The organism is Agrobacterium sp. AGB01, assembly GCF_014851585.1.
GTDB lineage: Bacteria > Pseudomonadota > Alphaproteobacteria > Rhizobiales > Rhizobiaceae > Agrobacterium.
Genome location: NZ_JACVAB010000014.1, coordinates 1 through 1,376, shown reverse-complemented (window position 1 = coordinate 1,376; position 1,376 = coordinate 1). Strand labels below are relative to the sequence as shown.

Below are 1,376 nucleotides of genomic sequence, written 5' to 3'. Positions count from 1 at the left end.
TCTGGCTGCGCGGTGGTCTGGGTGCGGAAGTCGATGTTGCTGGCGGCACGGCCTCGCTCAACGTCAACGTGACAACCCAAGGCGACGACCCAACCGTCTGGGTTCGCTCCGGATGGAAGGTCAAGTTTTGATGGAAGCAAAACCCTTAATGGCAAAGCGTAGCCCTGCACATCTCGGTTCTACTGCGGTTGCATGTTCGGTTCTGGCATTGGGATTATGTTCCGCACACAATGTCATGGCGCAGCAAGCAAACGGCTATCACGACCTGGGACGTCTCAATGGCGGTAACTATGCCGGTGCTAGTGGCGTCAGCGCCGATGGTTTGGTGGTCATCGGTTATGGCATTGATGGCAGTGTGGGTTATGACGACCGCGCCTTTCGCTGGACGTCAGACACAGGCATGGTCAGCCTTGGTGTCTTGAATGGCGGTATTTACTCCTACGCTTTTGGGGTTAATGCAAATGGTTCCGTTATTGTCGGGCAGGCACAAGACGGCAGCGTTGGTAATGTATTCCGCGCCTACCGCTGGACGCAGGCGACCGGCATGGTCAGCCTCGGTGTTTGGAGCGGTGGCACGCATTCCGCGGCATCTGATGTCAGCGCCGACGGGGCCGTGATTGTCGGTCATTCTAATGGTGGCATTGCGGGTAGCGATGCCCACGCCTTCCGTTGGACGCAGGCAACCGGCATGGTAAGCTTGGGCACCTTAAATGGTGGTGGCTATTCTGAAGCTTACGGGGTCAGCGCCGATGGGGCCACGATCATTGGCTACTCGCGTGATGGAAATGCAGGCAATGGCGACCGTGCCTTCCGCTGGACGTCAGACACAGGCATGGTCAGCCTGGGCGTCTTGAATGGCGGTCCTCGTTCTTACGCTTTTGCGGTTAATGCAGATGGGGCCGTTGTTGTCGGGCAGGCACAAGACGGCAGCGTTGGTAATGAATCACGCGCCTTCCGCTGGACGCAGGCGACCGGCATGGTCAGCCTGGGCACTTTGGATAGCGGCAATTACTCCAATGGGCAGGCTGTCAGCGCTGATGGGTCCGTGGTCGTTGGATACTCCTCTGGAAGCAACGCCATGCCCCGCGCTTTCCGCTGGACAGATGCCACCGGCATGATCTCTGTTGAGGATTGGCTGCGTAACAACGGCGTGACCGTGACTAGCAACTTCACGCAAATAGCGAGCGACATAAGCGCCGATGGCTCTGTCATTGTCGGAACGACAGAAAACGCGACGGTTTTTCTTGCACGTGTTGCCTCAACCGGTTCGGGCATCATCGACATGAACGAGTTTGCCGGTTCACTTGCCGCCAAACCAACAGCCAATGTCGGTCTTAACTTTGCGGGCACTGTTCTCAACGGTGCGCATGGCGAGC

1 pseudogene is annotated in these 1,376 nt (G+C 57.7%); it reads left to right on the top strand.

The features are described from left to right. Positions 1–148 precede the first annotated feature (148 nt). A pseudogene (locus IB237_RS26145) lies at positions 149–1,376 on the top strand (hypothetical protein); the annotation flags it as partial.